The 16,243-nt window shown below is 33.9% G+C and carries 13 protein-coding genes; 10 read left to right on the top strand and 3 right to left on the bottom strand.

Annotation, left to right across the window (positions count from 1 at the left end; translation table 11 throughout):
* Positions 1-56: 56 nt before the first annotated feature.
* Positions 57-1,031: a TerC family protein gene (locus ABD859_RS13400; RefSeq protein ID WP_345145074.1), complete on the bottom strand. Its 975-nt coding sequence runs from the start codon at positions 1,029-1,031 to the stop codon at positions 57-59.
* A gap of 303 nt (positions 1,032-1,334) precedes the next feature.
* A complete protein-coding gene (locus tag ABD859_RS13395; RefSeq protein ID WP_012024410.1) occupies positions 1,335-2,351 on the bottom strand; it encodes a glutamine synthetase beta-grasp domain-containing protein in 1,017 nt (338 codons plus the stop codon).
* 428 nt (positions 2,352-2,779) lie between these two features.
* Between ABD859_RS13395 and ABD859_RS13390 the strand changes: the two genes are divergently transcribed.
* From ABD859_RS13390 to ABD859_RS13350, 9 genes are all read left to right on the top strand, one after another.
* A complete protein-coding gene (locus ABD859_RS13390) occupies positions 2,780-4,969 on the top strand; it encodes a glutamine synthetase III family protein (protein ID WP_345145071.1) in 2,190 nt (729 codons plus the stop codon).
* Between the two features lie 394 nt (positions 4,970-5,363).
* A complete protein-coding gene (locus ABD859_RS13385; RefSeq protein WP_345145069.1) occupies positions 5,364-5,981 on the top strand; it encodes a hypothetical protein in 618 nt (205 codons plus the stop codon).
* Positions 5,982-6,089: 108 nt separating this feature from the next.
* On the top strand, positions 6,090-6,530 hold the full coding sequence (locus tag ABD859_RS13380) for a hypothetical protein (RefSeq protein ID WP_345145067.1): 441 nt from the start codon (positions 6,090-6,092) through the stop codon (positions 6,528-6,530).
* Positions 6,531-6,534: 4 nt separating this feature from the next.
* Positions 6,535-7,272, top strand: coding sequence for a CsgE family curli-type amyloid fiber assembly protein (locus ABD859_RS13375; protein ID WP_345145065.1), 738 nt, complete (start codon positions 6,535-6,537; stop codon positions 7,270-7,272).
* A gap of 70 nt (positions 7,273-7,342) precedes the next feature.
* Positions 7,343-7,789, top strand: coding sequence for a curli assembly protein CsgF (locus tag ABD859_RS13370; protein WP_345145063.1), 447 nt, complete (start codon positions 7,343-7,345; stop codon positions 7,787-7,789).
* A 54-nt stretch (positions 7,790-7,843) separates the two neighbouring features.
* Complete coding sequence (locus ABD859_RS13365; protein ID WP_345145061.1) at positions 7,844-9,217, top strand: CsgG/HfaB family protein; 1,374 nt, start codon at positions 7,844-7,846, stop codon at positions 9,215-9,217.
* 75 nt (positions 9,218-9,292) lie between these two features.
* Positions 9,293-10,771, top strand: coding sequence for a carboxypeptidase regulatory-like domain-containing protein (locus ABD859_RS13360; RefSeq protein ID WP_345145059.1), 1,479 nt, complete (start codon positions 9,293-9,295; stop codon positions 10,769-10,771).
* Between the two features lie 151 nt (positions 10,772-10,922).
* The gene (locus ABD859_RS13355) at positions 10,923-12,101 is read left to right on the top strand and encodes an AIR synthase related protein (RefSeq protein ID WP_345145057.1); all 1,179 of its coding nucleotides are present in this window, start codon (positions 10,923-10,925) and stop codon (positions 12,099-12,101) included.
* A gap of 131 nt (positions 12,102-12,232) precedes the next feature.
* Positions 12,233-12,589, top strand: a complete 357-nt coding sequence (locus ABD859_RS13350) for a hypothetical protein (RefSeq protein ID WP_345145055.1) — start codon at positions 12,233-12,235, stop codon at positions 12,587-12,589.
* Positions 12,590-13,068: 479 nt separating this feature from the next.
* Here the strand turns inward: ABD859_RS13350 and ABD859_RS13345 are convergent, their stop codons facing one another.
* Positions 13,069-13,692 (bottom strand): M949_RS01915 family surface polysaccharide biosynthesis protein, encoded by a 624-nt coding sequence (locus ABD859_RS13345; protein WP_345145053.1) that lies wholly within the window; start codon positions 13,690-13,692, stop codon positions 13,069-13,071.
* 116 nt (positions 13,693-13,808) lie between these two features.
* Here ABD859_RS13345 and ABD859_RS13340 point away from each other — a divergent pair, with 116 nt between their 5' ends.
* Entirely contained in the window at positions 13,809-16,145 is a 2,337-nt protein-coding gene (locus ABD859_RS13340; RefSeq protein WP_345145051.1) for a GH92 family glycosyl hydrolase, read from the top strand.
* Positions 16,146-16,243: the final 98 nt, after the last annotated feature.

The raw sequence follows: 16,243 nt of genomic DNA, 5'->3' as shown, positions 1-16,243 counted from the left end.
AAAAAAAGGAGATCGAAAGATCTCCTTTTTTTATGAATATATGTTTCAAAAAATAATTATTCCTGATCTAAATCCAAATCAGTTAATTCTTTTTCTTTTCCAAATTTAAGTGAAACCAAAATCCCTACTAAAAGAGAAAGGGCGATAAATCCTAAAGAAGCCCATTCTGGAACGTGAATCCAATCGTGTAAAAGCATTTTTAATCCAACAAAAGCTAAAATAGCAACTAAACTGTATTCTAAATAACTGAATTTTGCAAGCATATTTGCCAGGAAGAAATACATTGAACGTAGTCCAAGAATAGCAAAAATATTAGAGCTGAATACAAGGAATGGATCTTTTGTAATGGCTAAAATAGCCGGAACGCTGTCTACGGCAAATAAAACATCCATTACTTCAATAACAATTAAAGCAACAAATAATGGTGTTGCTGCTTTTCTGGCAGTTTTGGTAGAAATAAAGAATTTTTCGCCTTCCATTTCAGAAGTAATCGGGATAACTTTTCCTAAAGCTTTGTAAACGAAAGAATCCTTTGGGTGAAAGTCTTCTTCTTCGCCGGAAAATAACATTTTGACAGCTGTAAAAATCAGGAAAATACCAAATACATAGGTTGTCCATGCAAATTTATTGATAAGCATTACGCCAAAGAATATCATTAAACCTCTAAAGACAATTGCACCTAAAATTCCCCAGAACAAAACGCGGTGCTGGTATTTTTGCGGAATTTTAAAAGAAGCAAAAATAATAGCGATTACAAAAATGTTATCGACACTTAACGATAATTCGATTAAATAACCTGTAATAAACTTCATTGAAGCCACGGCTGGTTTTAAGCCATCGGGATTTTCTATATAATCTGTTGTGTAAAGCCAGTAGATTACACCAGAAAAAAGAAACGATAAAGTAACCCAGATCAAAGTCCATTTGCTGGCTTCTTTGGTGCTTATAATATGAGGTGTTTTATTAAACACACCCAAGTCTAAAGCAAGGATAAAAATTACGGCTAACAAAAAGAGAGTCCAGACTATCATGATGATTTTTTTTAATGATATACAAAGATAAGTTTTGGCAGTTAACTTAAAAATTAATTATTAGGAAAGTTCGTTTCAAAATTCCAATGTTTGGTTGCTTTACGTTGAAAGTAGATTTAAACGCAAAGAGTGCAAAGTTTTTTTTATTTATGGTAATAAAAAAGCATAAAGTTCGCAAAGCTTTGCGAACGTATTATTTGAGCTTTCTCAATAAAATTCTTTGCGAACTTTGCGGTTAAAATTAAAACAAAAAAAGTGCTTTCGATTAAGAAAGCACTTTTAGGATATAATTTAAGCTTTGAATTACAGCGCTGATTTAACAGTTTTGATAATTCTGGCAGCGATTTTGTAAGGATCTCCGTTTGAAGCTGGTCTTCTGTCTTCTAACCAACCTTTCCATCCTTTTTGAACAGTCATTAAAGGAATTCTGATTGAACAACCTCTGTCTGAAACTCCGTAAGAGAAATCATGAATAGAAGCAGTTTCGTGTTTACCAGTTAAACGTTGGTCATTGTAAGCTCCGTAAACCGCGATGTGCTCAGCAGTAACAGGACGGAAAGCTTCACAAATTCTTTCGTAAGTAGCCTGATCACCGCATGTTCTAAGAACTTCGTTAGAGAAGTTAGCGTGCATTCCAGAACCATTCCAGTCAGTATCTCCTAGAGGTTTTGGGTGATATTCAATATAGTAACCATATTTCTCAGTCAAACGATCTAATAAGTAACGAGCAACCCAGATTTCATCTCCGGCTTTTTTAGCTCCTTTAGCGAATAATTGGAACTCCCATTGGCCACAAGCAACCTCTTGGTTAATTCCTTCAAAGTTGATTCCGGCAGCGATACATAAATCAGCATGCTCTTCAACTAATTTTCTTCCGTGTGTGTTTTTTCCACCTACTGAACAGTAGTACATCCCTTGTGGAGCAGGGTATCCTCCAACTGGGAAACCAAGTGGAAGTTGAGTTTTAGTATCCATGATGAAATACTCTTGTTCGAAACCAAACCAAAAATCATCATTATCATCATCAATTGTAGCTCTACCGTTAGAAGGGTGTGGGGTACCGTCAGCATACATAACTTCAGACATTACCAACCATCCGTTGATACGAGTTGGATCAGGATAAATTGCAACAGGAACTAAAAGACAGTCAGAAGAACCACCTTCAGCTTGTTTAGTTGACGAACCATCAAATGACCAGTTTCCAAGTTCTTCTAATGTTCCTTTGAAGTTTTCATGCTCTTCAACTTTAGTTTTACTTCTAAGATTTTGAGTTGGTTCATATCCATCTAACCAAATGTACTCTAACTTAATTTTAGCCATAATAATATAAATTTATTTTTTTGTTTTTTCGCTGGGTCAAATATAGATTTATTTTTTTAGTCCTAAAAATTAGGGGGCTATTTTGTTTTGCGAAGTACTATTTTTTTGAGAAGCGCAATTTTGATAGGGGTATATTTTAAATTAAGTAATTTTTTATGGGGTAAAAATGTAAATTCGCAAAAATATGGGCCTGTTTTTGATTTTTTGGGTTAAGAAATTATGAAAAAATGTTTATTTAATGGATAATATTGCGGTTTTTTGTTATATTTCTTTACAACGATATCATTATTCTTTAAAAAAGCCTTCATATGTTGAAAAATCCTTTTACAAAATTCTCAAATTTAAGTTTCATAAAGGAGTGTTTATTGTTTATATTTGTTCCTCATTTTTTTAATGAAAATTAGTACGAATTTAAAATATACATAACCATGTCAACACTACGTTTCCAAGCTTTACAACAAGCTTCAAACAGAAAGCCGGTGCATTTTGAAGAACTAAACAGAAAATCAAATCTTTTTGGTTCAAATGTGTTTAATGAAAAAGCAATGAAGCAGTATTTAACTTCAGATGCATTTAAAGGAGTAAGAGATGCGATTCAGCATGGAACAAAAATCGACAGAAAACTGGCAGATTATATTGCCATGGGAATGAAAGAATGGGCTCTTGCAAAAGGAGTTACACATTATACACACTGGTTTCAGCCATTAACGGGAACTACGGCAGAAAAACACGACGCTTTTTTTGAAACTTCGTATGACGGAAGTGATCCTGTAGAAAAATTTGGCGGAGCGCAATTAGTACAGCAAGAGCCGGATGCATCAAGTTTTCCTAACGGCGGAATCAGAAATACATTTGAAGCAAGAGGATACACCGCCTGGGATCCAACTTCACCAGCCTTTATATATGGTACAACTTTATGTATTCCAACCGTTTTTATTGCTTATACAGGTGAAGCTTTAGATAATAAAATTCCTTTATTAAGAGCGTTATCTGCAATTGATGAAGCGGCAACAGAAGTTTGTAAATATTTTGACAAAAACGTAAAAAAGGTTACTGCAACTTTAGGTTGGGAGCAGGAATATTTCCTGATTGATAAAGCCTTGGCAAATTCACGCCCAGATTTAATGATGACAGGAAGGACTTTGTTAGGACATACTTCGGCAAAAGGACAGCAGTTAGATGATCACTATTTTGGGTCAATCCCAACTCGTGCTCTTACTTATATGAGAGATTTGGAACAAGAATGTATGTTATTAGGTATTCCTGTAAAAACACGTCATAATGAGGTAGCACCAAATCAGTTTGAATTAGCTCCAATTTTTGAAGAGACAAACTTAGCAGTAGATCACAACTCTTTATTAATGGATGTGATGCAGAGAGTGGCTGAGCGTCATGATTTTAAAGTCTTATTTCACGAAAAACCATTTAAAGGAGTAAACGGATCTGGAAAACACAATAACTGGTCTTTGGCAACAGATACTGGAGTTAACTTATTAAGTCCGAGTAAAACGCCAATGAGCAATTTACAGTTTTTGACTTTCTTTATTAATACGATAAAAGCAGTAAACGATAACGAAACTTTATTAAGAGCCTCTATAGCAACAGCAAGTAATGACCACAGGTTAGGAGCAAATGAAGCGCCGCCGGCAATTATGTCGGTTTTTATTGGAGCTCAGTTAACAAAAGTTTTATCTGAACTGGAAAGTGTTACAACAGGAAAACTTTCGCCAGAAGAAAAAACAGATCTTAAATTGAACGTTGTTGGTAAAATACCAGACGTATTATTAGATAATACAGATCGTAACAGAACTTCGCCTTTTGCTTTTACAGGAAATAAATTTGAGTTTAGAGCTGTTGGTTCAAATTCTAACTGTTCAAACGCAATGACAACTCTAAATGCTATTGTGGCAAAACAGTTAATTGACTTTAAAAATGAAGTTGAAAATCTGATTGAAACCAAAGACATGAAAAAAGATGATGCTATTTTCAATGTCTTAAGAGAATACATTAAACAATCTAAAAAAATTCTTTTTGAGGGTGACGGTTACAGTGAAGCCTGGGAAAAAGAAGCTGCAAAAAGAGGTTTAAGCAATTTTAAAACAACGCCGGAAGCTATTAAAGCAAAAGTTTCTAAACAAGCTTTAGATTTATTTGAGCAATTAGGAATCTTTAATCACGTAGAAGCCGAAGCGCGTTACGAAATCGAGTTGGAAGAATACACGAAGAAAATCCAGATTGAAGGACGTGTTTTAGGAGATATTGCCAGAAATCATGTAATTCCAACGGCGATTCGTTACCAAAATACTTTAATTGAAAACGTAAAAGGTTTAAAAGAAATATTTGGAAAAGAATTTGAAACCATTGCAAAAGAGCAGATTGCTTTGATAAAAGAAATTTCTGGTCATATTGAAGGCATAAATTCTAAAGTTTTGGCTATGACCAACGAAAGAAAAAAAGCCAACCAATTGACTGATGCTCAAAAAATGGCCGAAGCATATTGCAACAAAGTAAAACCATATTTTGAAGATATTCGTAATCACTGCGATAAATTAGAATTATTAGTAGATGATGAAAGCTGGACTTTGACAAAATATAGAGAATTATTGTTTACTAAATAAATATTTGAAACTATAAATGTTAAAAACCTGTCTTTTTGAGACAGGTTTTTTTTATGATAAAATTAAAATTTGGTGTTTAGAACGGTTATTTTATCAAATTGTAGAGCTTAAATGTAAATAAATTGTAATAACTAAGTAATTTCCTACTTATGTTTTTTGCTGTTTTAGTAGTTCATCGAGATAGTTTTACATTTCATCGAAAAGAGGTTAAGATATTGAAAAATAGATATTTCTAGTTGAATCGTATATGAATAAGTTTTCTAATTTTGGTCAAGAGAAAAGGAAATAACAATCAGATTTTTCTTTTTTTAATGAATATGTAAAGCCCCCAGACTTTCCCCCAAATCAAACCTGCATAATAAGTTGTATTAATAACCAATTAAATATATTTATTATGAAAAAAGTAATTTTAAGCATCTCAGCGATGCTGTTTGTAAGCGTTGCCTTTGCTCAAAACACTAGTAATGTAGACCAAGACGGTTTATTAAATGGATCATTAGTAATTCAAGTTGGGTCAAATGACTCAGATGTTCACCAAGATGGTATTTTAAACTCTGCAACTGTCCTTCAAATAGGCGCTGATAATGAGTCAACTATTGATCAATTAGGAGGTTTCAACTCAGCTACAGTAACACAAATTGGAGTGGGCAATAGTTCTGATATTGACCAAGGGCCACTATTTGGAAATTCTGCTTCTGTTTTCCAATTTGGAGCTGATAATAGTACTGATCTAACTCAAATCGGATTCTTTAATAGTTCTGACGCTGTTCAAATTGGTTGGGGCAATACCGCTACAGCTTACCAATTTGGATTAGGTAACGAATCTGAAACTTATCAAGAAGGATTCTTCAATACAGCTACAACAGCTCAAGTTGGATTTTTCAACACTTCTAGCATTGATCAATCTGGAATTGGCAACTGGGCTATAACAGGACAATTAGGATGGGGAAATGCTAGTACAGTTACTCAATCTGGAATCTTGAATGGAAGTGTAGTGCTTCAAGCAAACTAAAAAAAACAAGAAAAGGAAGAACTGATTTATCAATTCTTCCTTTTTTTCTTTATTTAAAAAATTATGAAAGATATAATAGTAATCATTTTATTTCTAAGTATTGGAAATATGTTCTCACAATCTGTTGATGGGAGAATAAATGATTTTGTTCTATCTCTAAATGAAACCAATAGTCGCAATCTAAACCAGAATACAAACCAATATTTTATAAGTCACAACATAGTCAAAATTGCACAAATTGGTAATTATAATCAGGCCAATTTAACGATTATCAGTAATAATGCTTATGTAACTGCAAAGCAAACTGGTAACAACAACTACATGAATGTCTACAAAAAAGCAGACGAAATAAATCAATCCTATATACAGTCAGGTAGCAATAATTATATAAGTGATGTTTCATCCTATTCTCGTGGAGTCGAAGCAATGAAAGTTAATCAGGATGGCAATAATTTAACGATTTTCAGCACAGGATCAAATTCAATATCCAAGGATATGATCATTAATCAGTCTGGAAATTCTGGTACAATTTACGTATTCAATCGCTAGAGCTATGAAAAAGTATCAGAACATAATTGTCGCAGTTTTTTTTATTTTTTTTTCCGAAAAAGGATTTTCACAAGCTGAGTACAACAAAGAGGTAAAAGCGAAAATCGAAGTCAAAGAAATCGAGAATTTATTGTTTATAACCGGAACTGTAGAAAATTTAAAATCAGAGTTCAAGAATATCTCATACAAACTAAGTGTATTCAAGAAAAACAAATCAAATTCAAACAAATCAACAAATGCGCAAGACGGCAGAGTTACATTAGAACCTATTCAAAAAGTAGAATTGTCTAAAACGCAAGTTAATTACACCAAGCAGGATGAAGTAATTGTAATGTTGTTGATATATGATGAAGAAAATGCCATAATTGGCAAAAACCGAATTGTTTTTGGAGAAGAAACAGAATCAGACGCTGGGAAATCGCTTCCTGTTGATGGTATTGAAATGATTGGAATTGTAGCCAATGATGCCAAAACAAAATTAGGAAATGATTTTTATGATATGTTTTATGCACAATATTCTAAACTGAAGGTTCACACGACTAAAATCGTTACGGTACAAGAAGAATTGACTTTTGGCCGTACCACAAAAATTACAATTTTGGTTGATGGTGAAATTATAGAGGAGTTTATTTCGCGTCCTGAAGAAGACTTTTTAAAATACATGGCAGATTCTGCTGCACAAAAGTTATTCAAGTATTTTAAAGATCAGGAAAAGCAAAACAAAATGATTACTCAATATTAAAATCATAATTGAGCAAATCTTTTTCCAATAAAGAGTTTCTATTTAATGTATTAAATTAAAAAGTATCTATATGAAAACTATAGCTTTATTACTTTGCTTAGCTTTTAGCACGGTGTCAGTTGGACAAAATCTTACTTACAAAGCCGCAAATCCAAATTTTGGCGGTGACACTTTCAATTATCCATGGCTCCTTAGTTCGGCTCAGGCTCAAAACGACTATAAGGAAGAGAATACCAACGGGTATAAGCAGCAGACTGATTTAGAACGTTTCAAAAGCAATTTAAATAATCAGTTGCTTAACAGACTAGCAAATTCTTTATTCGATAGTCAATTTGGAAATGGAACGGATATAGGCACCGGTACGGGAACGGGCACAGGAAACGGAATACTTTCACCAGGAACTTATCTTTTTGGATCACTGTCGATAGATATTTACCATTCTAATTTAGGTTTGGTAGTAGATGTTTTGGATACAGACACGGGTGAGCAGACCCAAGTAATTCTTCCAGGACAGTAAATGTAATTTGTTCAAATAAGTAAGATTCCAGTATCACCGTAAATAATTGAGATTATGAATAAAAGTCCCCTTTTTCTATTTGTATTAATTTGCCTATTCTCAGGATGTGGAGCATATTTTAATCAGCCTGTTGGGGTGCAGAAAGCCGTGTATGGAGAAAATACTCCAGCCACTGCCAAATTGGTAGAAATGCCAAAACCCAAAGAGCAGATAGTCGTAGGTGTTTATAAATTTAAAGATCAGACAGGGCAGTATAAACCTACTGAACTAGGAAGCACTTTTAGCACCGCGGTTACGCAAGGAGCTACTTCTATTTTAATAAAAGCCTTGCAAGATTCTAAATGGTTCACTCCAATTGAGCGTGAAAATCTGGGCAATCTTTTAAATGAGAGAAATATTATTCGTTCTACACGACAAGAATATGCATCAAAAACAGAACCTAATGGAACGCCCTTAACACCTCTGTTATTTGCAGGAGTTTTGCTTGAAGGCGGAATTATTTCTTATGATACCAATATTATTACAGGCGGTTTTGGTGCCCGATATTTTGGTGCTGGCGGTTCAACACAATATAGACAAGATAGAGTAACTGTTTATTTAAGATTAGTATCGACTTCAAGCGGAAAAATATTAAATACAGTATATGTTTCTAAAACTATTTTATCGCAAAGCATCGATGCAAGTTTATTCAGATATGTCAATTTAAATAGGCTTTTGGAGGTTGAAACGGGTTTTACTCGAAACGAACCCATTCAAATGGCAGTGACTGAAGCTATAGAAAAAGCAGTTGAAGGACTTATTGTTGACGGAATAAAAGACAAACTTTGGGAAGTAGATGCGCCTCAAAATCAAATTGATGCTTTTGTTGCTGCATACGATAAAGAAAAAAGCGAAGCAGATTTGGCACAACTCTACAATAGAAATCTTAATGAAAAAAGAGCTCGTTTTGGAATTGAATTAGGCGGAGGAGCTACTTATATGCAAGGAGATTATAAAAGTCCGACTTTTGAGCCAATGGGAAGAGGAGCGGTAAAATTCTTTTTTACTCCAGCGTTTGATATTAGCGCTTCGACCAACGTTTTCAAACTCGGAAACAAAGGAAAAGATTCGTATGGTTATGCTACTTTAGACATGAATCTCGAATTCCTGATTTTGCCAGAAGATAGGTTTACGCCTTACGTTTTTGCAGGAACTGGAGTAGGTTTTAATGCAGATTTTGAAAATGTACACAGTAAGGTGCAATTTGGTGGAGGTCTCGAATATCTGGTCACAGATCACTTTGGAGTTAAAGTATCCGGAGAATACAATGTTAATTTTACAGATAATTTAGATTATAAGATTAGCGGGGTTCGGGATGATTATTATTGGAGATTTGGATTGGGAGTGACCTATTATTTTCCAAAAGGATATAAGTACAAGAAAAAATAGTCATTCAGTAAATCTAGGTTTTTTTAAATAATTCAGCAAGTTAATATCAATAATAATCTAATAAATATGTCTCAAATGAAAACAGGATTAAAAATGTTGATTTGCTTTTTTCTTTTGATTTCTTGTAGTGAAGATCAGATTGACGAAGGAGGAGCAGGATCGGTAAAAGGTAGAATTGTAGATGTGCGTTCTTATACTGGAATGGAAAATGTACGTGTTTCTTCCAACCCAACCACTAGTACAGTTTATACGGATAAAGATGGTTATTTTACCATTCAAAATATACCTTCAGGAAAATATGCTTTTCAAGCTCAAAAAGATGGTTTTATTGCGAGATTTGTTCCGGGTACAATCGAAAATGGTATTGAAATAGAACTCATTTTTGAAATGGAAGTGTCAACTGCAACCAACAAACCGCCAGAAGTTCCTGTTCTTACAGCTCCTGTAGATAATGCTACCGGTCAGGCTTTAAGTCTTGATTTGACTTGGACAGCAAAAGATCCTGAAAGCGATCCGCTAACTTATACGGTTACTGTGAAAAATGGGACTACAGATGAGGTTAAAACCTATTCTGATCTTAAAACTACTACTTTAAATATTAAAGATTTGAGTTACAGCACCAAATATTATTGGCAAGTAACAGTAAATGACGGAATAAATAAGTCTATAAATAGTGTGACGAATTCCTTTAGAACATTGGCTTTTCCAAATCCAAGATATATGTATGTTAAAAAGGTAAAAAACAACAATGTTATTTATGCGGCAGATGAAGAAGGAAACGAACTTCAATTATCTTCAGCAGAAGTAAACAGTTTTAGACCAAGAAAAAATTTGAGCATTAATAGAATTGCCTATATAAGTTCTGACGGATCTTTGTTCCAGATTTTCAGCATGAATCCTGATGGGACAGATGTCAAAAAAATCACCAATTTTATACCAATAGCAGGCTTTAATATGGATAATGTGAGTTATTCTTGGAGCACCAACGGAGCCAAGCTTATATATCCAAATTTTGATAAGCTTTACCGTATCAACTCAGACGGATCTGGTTTAGTGCAACTGTTTAAAACTCCAAATGGTAAATTTATTTCTGAATGCGAATGGAGCCGTGACGGAAGCCAGATTGTGTTAAAAGTAAATGACGTTTCGGGCTATGGCGTAGAAATCTATACAATAGATATGGCCGGAAATATTTTATACCAAGTGCTTTCTGGAGTAACAGGAGGAGCAAGCGGAATTGATATTTCGATCGATAATGCGAGAGTGGTATACACAAGAGATGTCTCTGGTTTTGAAAATTCAGATTATAGAAGATTAGATTCTAGAATATTCCTGTATACTGTTGCAACAAATACATTAGCAGAATTAGAATCAGGTAAAGAAAATGGTTTCAATGATCTTGATGTGAAATTTTCACCAAATGAAGCAAAAGTCATTTTTGTAAATACTTCAAACGATGGACTTTCAGCAAAAAATATACAAACTATCGATGTGAGCAATAGTAGTGCAAGAACAACTCTGTTCCAAAATGCCTCAATGCCAGATTGGAAATAATAGCGTAATAAAATTTTCATGACTGATTTTATTTCGGATGATCGGCAGAAGATATACTTCTGCCGATTTTTTTATCAATCAAATAATCGAATACCGCAAAGAATTAAAAAAAGGGATTATCTTTGCACCACATCAACACAAACTAATTTTCATGAGTTCAGATTCTAGCAAAAGATATGCACAAAGAGGTGTTTCGGCATCAAAAGAAGACGTACATAACGCTATAAAAAATATTGACAAAGGTTTATTTCCGCAGGCATTCTGTAAAATTGTTCCTGATTATTTAACTCAGGACAATGAGCACTGCCTTATTATGCATGCAGACGGAGCGGGTACAAAATCATCTTTGGCTTATATGTATTGGAAAGAAACCGGAGATCTTTCAGTTTGGAAAGGAATTGCTCAGGATGCTTTAATCATGAATATTGATGACTTATTATGTGTTGGTGCAACCGATAATATTTTACTTTCTTCAACAATTGGAAGAAATAAAAATTTAATTCCTGCCGACGTTATTTCAGCAATCATTAACGGAACTGAAGAATTAATCAACGAATTAAAATCATTTGGTGTAACCATTCATTCAACAGGAGGAGAAACTGCTGACGTTGGAGACGTTGTCCGCACTATTATTGTAGATTCTACGGTAACTGCTCGTATGAAACGTGCCGATGTTGTAGATAATGCAAACATAAAAGTGGGTGACGTAATCGTTGGTTTAGCTTCATTTGGTCAGGCTTCTTACGAAAAAGGTTATAATGGAGGAATGGGAAGTAACGGATTGACTTCTGCTCGTCATGATGTTTTTGGAAAATATCTGGCTAAAAAATATCCTGAAAGTTACGATGCAGCAGTTCCAGAGGAATTAATTTATTCTGGTCAGGTGAATTTAACAGATGAGGTTGAAAACAGTCCGATAAATGCAGGACAGTTAGTACTTTCTCCAACAAGAACTTACGCGCCGATTATCAAGAAAATTTTAGACAAATATACGCCTCAAGATATTCACGGAATGGTACACTGCAGCGGAGGCGCGCAGACAAAAATTCTTCATTTCGTAAAAGATTTACATGTTATAAAAGACAATTTATTTCCGGTTCCGCCATTGTTCAAGTTAATTCAGGAACAATCAAAAACAGATTGGAAAGAAATGTATCAGGTTTTCAACTGCGGTCACCGTATGGAACTTTATGTTCCTGAAAATATCGCACAAGATATCATTGAAATCTCAAAATCATTTAATGTTGATGCACAAATTGTAGGTAGAGTAGAAGCTTCAGATTCTAAAAAACTTACTATTACAAGCGAATACGGAACATTCAATTATTAAAAATATTTAAACCATATAAGTTATATAAGTAAATTTTAGTTTATCAGCGATTAACTCAATTTCTGTTAAGCTGCATATAGTTTTAAAATGAATTTATATAACTTATATGGTTTAAAAAAAAAACACCCAATATGTACGAATTACTTTTTTGGAGATATTTAGAAGAAATTTACCTTAACAATCAGGAAGTCTACGAAGCACTTCTTGAAAAAGAAGAAGTAGAAGGTCTTGCTGTTCTTCAAATTGAAGTAATCGTAAACAGAATTAATTCTGTCTTTTCAGATTGGGAAAGAGTAGACGAAAACAGCTGGAAAAACCCAAAAGGGAAAGGCGCGTTTCAGGTTATTACAACGCCGCAAAGCATCAAAATTGACTGCTACGGAACAGAAGGCAAAACCATGAATAAACTGGTTGATGTTATGGAAGAATTTAAACTTCCGCTTTATGATCCACAGGTTCCGGAACGTTATGATGAAATGAGTGAATAAGGTTTTTTGTTTCAGGTTTGAAGTTTAAAGTTTGAAGTTTCAAGTTTGGTAAAAAGAGCCATCGGCTCGATAAATATTGTAGGGCCGGATTTTAATCCGGTTTTTTTATATAAAATTCCCAAATGAAAAAAGAGCCAGCGGCTCGACTCATTTTTTAATTTTAAATATGATCCGTTCCTACGGAACTTTAGATTTACGATGTTCCTTTTTTCAACGGATTAATCCCGAAGTGTCAGGACATTGATGCAATATTTTCCATTCCTACGGAACTCTTAATCGTGGTGTTTTCGCTTTCAACGGATTAATCCCGAAGTGTCGGGACGTTGCTACAATATTATCCGTTCCTATGGAACTTTAGATTTACGACGTTCCTTTTTTCAACGGATTAATTCCGAAATGTCGGGACGTTACTGCAATATTATCCGTTCCTTTGGAACTTTCAATTGGAATTTGGAATTTAAAAAATTTGGAATTTAATCTTATCCATCTTTCAAAATCAAATTCTGTTCTTTTCTCAATTTAACAACCAATTGATCTAGATAGGTTTTTATTTTCTGCGGAAGCATATTCCAATTTTTGTCTTTTTTGAAACTTCTGCAATAATCTAAATCACATTCTACAGCACGAATTACATATTTTTTATTCTTGTAAACCGTTATAATTTTGACACGTCGAATTTCACCATATTCCGTTTTAGATCCATAAACAATTACAGGATCAATATAGCCGTCGCCGTCAATATCTTTTGTAGTGCAGTATTTTGTCCAAAACCAGATATTAGTTTCCTTGGGTTCATAATCTTCCAGTAAATCATTGATTCTCCATTTTTCCAGAAAACCGCCATGATCATTCATGACACAAACTGCCTGAATTTTGGTGTTTAAAGTATCTTTTTTAGAAATGTTTTTTTGATTTTCGGCTAAAACCAAACCATATACGCCGCCTTTATCACTAAACTCAAATGCTCTGTAAATAGGAAAATCAGAAACCTGATCAAGTTCTCTTTGCACAATTTGCTCTTTTGAAAGTTTATAGCTTTCAATTTTTTGAGAAAAGGTAAATACGGAGTAAAAGAAGAATAAAAGCAGAATTATTTTTTTCATTTTGGCGTTTATTAGATAATCAAAGATATTCAAATGAAAATTAGTTTAAAATTTAAATTTTTAAAAAGGGTAATTTTATTGTAATTTTCTAAACTTAAAAAACTTAATAAAACCACATGAAAATCCTGCTAAAATCTAATTTTTGTTTTATAATCGGCTTTTTACTGTTTGCTTTTTCAGTAAATGTTAAAGCACAGAAAAAAACAGATAATCTTAAAAATTTAGTTCAGTATGTAGATCCTATGATTGGAACTGCAAAAATGGGACATACATATCCTGGTGCAACTGTCCCTTTTGGAAGTGTGCAGTTAAGTCCGGAAACCGATACGATTGCTTACAGTTTAAACGGAAAATACAATGGAGACGTTTATAAATACTGTGCAGGATATCAATACGAAGACAAAACCATTGTTGGATTCAGCCACACGCATTTCAGCGGAACAGGACATTCTGATTTAGGAGATTTTCTAATAATGCCTACAACCGGAAAACTGCAGCTAAATCCCGGAGTTGCTTCAAAACCAGAGTCAGGTTACAGATCGGCGTTTTCGCATTCAACAGAAAAAGCAGAACCGGCTTATTACAGCGTTCTTTTAGAAGACCATAATATTAAAGCCGAACTTACTGCAACGACAAGAGTAGGAATGCATCAATATACTTTTCCAAAGTCAGATGAAGCACATATTATTCTCGATTTAACTTCTGGGATTTACAATTACGATAAAAAAAATGTATGGACTTTTGTTCGTATTGAAAACGATACTTTGATTACAGGTTACAGACAGACAAACGGATGGGCGAGAACGAGAACTGTTTATTTTGCCATGTCTTTTAATAAACCAATAAAAAGCTACGGACAGGCACCTTTAGAAAAAAGTGTTTACAGAGGTTTTTGGGGAAGATTCGACCAAACGAAAAACTTTCCTGAAATGGCAGGACAAAACTTAAAATTGTTTTTTGATTTTGATACTCAGGAAGGCGAAAAAATCAAAATAAAAATGGCTTTATCGCCGGTAAGTTCTGCGGGAGCTTTAGAAAATATGAAAAAAGAAATTCCGGGCTGGGATTTTGAAAAAGTAAAAAAACAGAGTCAGGAAATCTGGAATAAAGAACTAAATAAAATTCAGGTTGAAACCATTCAAAAAGAAGATTTAGTGAATTTTTATACTGCTATGTATCACGCTTTTCTTGGACCAACAGAATATATGGATCTTGACGGAAATTATAAAGGTCTGGACATGAACGTTCACAAAGCCGAAAATTTTAAAAACTACACTAGTTATTCATTGTGGGATACTTATAGAGCGCTTCATCCTTTATTTAATATTGTACAGCCATCGAGAAATTCGGATATGATTAGTTCTATGCTGGCACATTCTGATCAAAGTGTACATAAAATGCTTCCCATCTGGTCGCATTATGCAAATGAAAACTGGTGTATGATTGGTTATCATTCGGTTTCTGTAATTGCCGATGCCATTGTAAAAGGAAATGGAAATTTTGATGCTCAAAAAGCGCTTCAAGCCTGCGTGAATACAGCAAAAGTGCCTTATTTCGACGGACTGGAATATTATATGAAAAAAGGATATGTTCCTGAGGATAAAAACGGGGCATCGGTTTCTAAAACTTTAGAATATGCTTATGATGACTGGGCGATTGCGCAGGCAGCAAAAAAACTTGGAAATACAGCCGTTTACAATGAATTTATAGAAAGATCGAAAAACTATAAAAACGTGTATGACGAAAAAACAGGTTTTATGCGTCCAAAATTAAACGACGGAACATTTAAGAAAGAATTTGACCCGCTTGACACGCACGGACAAGGTTTTATTGAAGGAAATTCATGGAATTATAGTTTGTACGTTCCGCAGGATCCGGCAGATATGATAAAAATGATGGGAGGTAATGACAAGTTTAAAGTTCGTTTAGATTCTTTATTTAATATGCATCTGCCAGATAAATATTTTGAAAACACAGAAGATATCACAAGAGACGGAATCATCGGAAATTATGTTCACGGAAATGAACCTTCGCATCATGTAGTGTATTTGTACAATTGGACGGATTCGCCTTGGAAATCACAGGATAAAATTAGAATGATCCTGAAAAAAATGTACCGAAACGGAGCTGATGGTTTGGGAGGAAATGACGATTTTGGACAAATGAGCGCCTGGTATATTTTTAGCAGTTTAGGATTTTATCCAGTTGCACCGGGTTCTGAAGAATATGCTTTAGGAAGTCCGTTATTGAAAAATGCTGTTCTGAATTTAGAAAATGGAAAAACATTTGAAGTTGCAACAGTAAGTCAATCTGATAAAAACGTATTTGTTTCAAAAGTACTTTTAAACGGAAAAGAACTTTCTAAACCATTTTTAAAGCATTCTGCTGTTTTAAATGGAGGAAAAATTACTTTTTACATGAGTTCAAAACCGAACAAAAATTTTGGATCATAGAATCAGCATCATCTTTGTCAAAGATTAAAACTTTGACAAAGATTGAAGGTTATTTAATTAAAGTCTAGTTCATGAAAATTAATCTGGTAAAGTAAAAT

The organism is Flavobacterium ginsengiterrae (assembly GCF_039539785.1).
Classification (GTDB): domain Bacteria; phylum Bacteroidota; class Bacteroidia; order Flavobacteriales; family Flavobacteriaceae; genus Flavobacterium; species Flavobacterium ginsengiterrae.
Note: the sequence above shows the minus strand (reverse complement) of the source record. Positions and strands in the feature narration are given on the sequence as shown.

Excerpts from the sequence above, each read along its gene's own strand:
- ABD859_RS13380 (WP_345145067.1), top strand. The coding sequence starts at position 6,090 with ATGTTCTCACAATCTGTTGATGGGAGAATAAATGATTTTGTTCTATCT.
- ABD859_RS13355 (WP_345145057.1), top strand. The coding sequence starts at position 10,923 with ATGAGTTCAGATTCTAGCAAAAGATATGCACAAAGAGGTGTTTCGGCA.
- ABD859_RS13390 (WP_345145071.1), top strand. The coding sequence starts at position 2,780 with ATGTCAACACTACGTTTCCAAGCTTTACAACAAGCTTCAAACAGAAAG.
- ABD859_RS13360 (WP_345145059.1), top strand. The coding sequence starts at position 9,293 with ATGAAAACAGGATTAAAAATGTTGATTTGCTTTTTTCTTTTGATTTCT.
- ABD859_RS13345 (WP_345145053.1), bottom strand. The coding sequence starts at position 13,692 with ATGAAAAAAATAATTCTGCTTTTATTCTTCTTTTACTCCGTATTTACC.
- ABD859_RS13375 (WP_345145065.1), top strand. The coding sequence starts at position 6,535 with ATGAAAAAGTATCAGAACATAATTGTCGCAGTTTTTTTTATTTTTTTT.
- ABD859_RS13365 (WP_345145061.1), top strand. The coding sequence starts at position 7,844 with ATGAATAAAAGTCCCCTTTTTCTATTTGTATTAATTTGCCTATTCTCA.
- ABD859_RS13370 (WP_345145063.1), top strand. The coding sequence starts at position 7,343 with ATGAAAACTATAGCTTTATTACTTTGCTTAGCTTTTAGCACGGTGTCA.
- ABD859_RS13385 (WP_345145069.1), top strand. The coding sequence starts at position 5,364 with ATGAAAAAAGTAATTTTAAGCATCTCAGCGATGCTGTTTGTAAGCGTT.
- ABD859_RS13400 (WP_345145074.1), bottom strand. The coding sequence starts at position 1,031 with ATGATAGTCTGGACTCTCTTTTTGTTAGCCGTAATTTTTATCCTTGCT.
- ABD859_RS13395 (WP_012024410.1), bottom strand. The coding sequence starts at position 2,351 with ATGGCTAAAATTAAGTTAGAGTACATTTGGTTAGATGGATATGAACCA.
- ABD859_RS13350 (WP_345145055.1), top strand. The coding sequence starts at position 12,233 with ATGTACGAATTACTTTTTTGGAGATATTTAGAAGAAATTTACCTTAAC.
- ABD859_RS13340 (WP_345145051.1), top strand. The coding sequence starts at position 13,809 with ATGAAAATCCTGCTAAAATCTAATTTTTGTTTTATAATCGGCTTTTTA.